This is a genomic window from Streptococcus sp. 2100 (assembly GCF_013276335.1).
Lineage (GTDB): Bacteria > Bacillota > Bacilli > Lactobacillales > Streptococcaceae > Streptococcus > Streptococcus pseudopneumoniae.
On the sequence record NZ_VMKV01000069.1, the window covers coordinates 1 to 1963 of the forward strand.

Below are 1963 nucleotides of genomic sequence, written 5' to 3' on the forward strand. Positions count from 1 at the left end.
CGGGACTTTGACAGTTGTGAAGTGAAAAACTCCTCATAAAGGTTGATATAAGGGGATTTTCTTGTCAAATTTCACCGTTTTTTATTTGCGTACTTTTCCGTACTTTGTTATAATAGAGCGAGGTATAAAAAGATGAGAGTGAAACAATCAAAGTCAAAAAACACTATCAACTACGCTATTATTAAAGACATCAAGGTTAGAAATAAACGGACTTCTACTATCGTAGAAAACTTAGGCAATCATAACACACTCTTAAAAGAACATCCTGATATGGAACCTCTTGAGTGGGCTCGTTTACGTGCCAAGGAATTAACTGAGAAAGAAAAAGAAGAAAATAAAGATTTCCTCATTACTTTTAGTCAGAACAAACAGTTAAAACAAAATCAATTGAACGAATATCATGGAGGCTATCTCTTCCTACAAGACCTCTATCATCAACTAGATTTGCCTAGAATTAACAAAGAAATCCAAAAACGACATCGTTTTAATTTCTCTCTAGATGATATCCTATCTCGATTGATTTATGGACGGATTCTAGCTCCTGCTTCAAAACGATCCACCCTAGAATTTTCAAAAACATTACTCGAACCTAAAGAATTTGAACTCCAACATTTTTATCGGGCTCTTGAAGTTATTTCTAATGAAACAGAGTTTATACAAGAACAAACCTATCAAACTTCAAAAAAGATGACCCAACGACAGACAGAAGTTCTCTACTATGATTGTACTAACTTCTATTTTGAAATTGAAGCTGAAGATGAGGAAGGACTTCTGAGACAATACGGTCCATCTAAAGAACATCGCCCAAATCCAATTGTGGAGATGGGACTCTTTATGGACAAACAAGGAATTCCCCTAGCTTTCTGTATCCACCCTGGAAATACAAATGAACAAACTACTCTTAAACCATTAGAAAGAAAGATTGTCAAGGAGTACAAGGCTTCAAAATTTGTAGTCTGTACAGATGCTGGACTCTCATCAAAAGCCAATAAGATGTACAATTCTTTTGGGGAACGTTCCTATGTCACAACTCAATCTATCAAGAAGTTAAAGAAAGAATACAGAGACTGGGCTTTGGATAAAAGTGGTTGGCGAATGGTTGGGGATAAGAATCCTATCTTTTACAATCTGGATGAGCTAGAGCACAGAGAGGAATTAAAAAAACAGCTCTTCTTTAAAGAATCTCCTTTTTATGATGAAGATTTACCAAATCAACGCTTGATTGTGACCTTTTCTACTAAATATCAAGACTATCATCGAACGATACGAGAGAGACAGATTGAACGGGCTAGTAAGTTACTGGGCAAGCCCAGCCAAGCTACCAAGAAGAGACAAACCGATTTTAAGAGATTTCTGAAAGAAACAAGTACTACCAAAGAAGGGGAAATCGCCGAGAAAAGGATTCTAACTCTTGATGAGGAACGGATTCAAGAAGAGGCTCAATATGATGGTCTCTACGCCGTAGCCACTAATCTAGATGAAGATATCCAGACAATTGTAGTCATCAATCAAAGGCGGTGGGAAATTGAAGAGAGTTTTCGTATCATGAAGCAGGAACTACGAGCCAGACCCGTTTATCTCAGCCGTTCAGATAGGATTCAAGCACATTTCACTATTTGTTTCCTAGCACTAATGATTTATCGTCTCTTGGAAAAACAACTAGGAGAAACAGTCACCTGTTCAGAACTCATCCAAACCTTACGCAATTACAAGTTCAAACATCTTTATGGAGCAGGATATCTTCCAACTTACACCAGAACAACTATCACGGATCAACTCCACCAAGCATTTGGTTTCCAAACTGATTTTGAGATTATAAGCGAAAAAAATATGAAAAAAATTTTTAAGAAAACCAAATCTAGATAAAAAGTACGCATTTTTTAAAAAGAGAAAAAGAGCTCCGAAAAGCTGTCATATCAGTATTTAGGGGCTCTTTGATTTCGAAAAACTGTCAAAGATGGGA

General features: G+C 36.6%; 1 protein-coding gene. It reads left to right on the forward strand.

Annotated elements, in window-relative coordinates:
- Positions 1-132 precede the first annotated feature (132 nt).
- Positions 133-1866 carry an IS1634 family transposase gene (locus tag HT669_RS09365; RefSeq protein ID WP_172922364.1) on the forward strand — a complete coding sequence of 578 codons (1734 nt, stop codon included), beginning with the start codon at positions 133-135 and terminating at the stop codon, positions 1864-1866.
- Positions 1867-1963: the final 97 nt, after the last annotated feature.

Bases quoted from the DNA above. Each gene is read 5' to 3' on its own strand.
- HT669_RS09365 (WP_172922364.1), top strand. From the start codon at position 133: ATGAGAGTGAAACAATCAAAGTCAAAAAACACTATCAACTACGCTATT.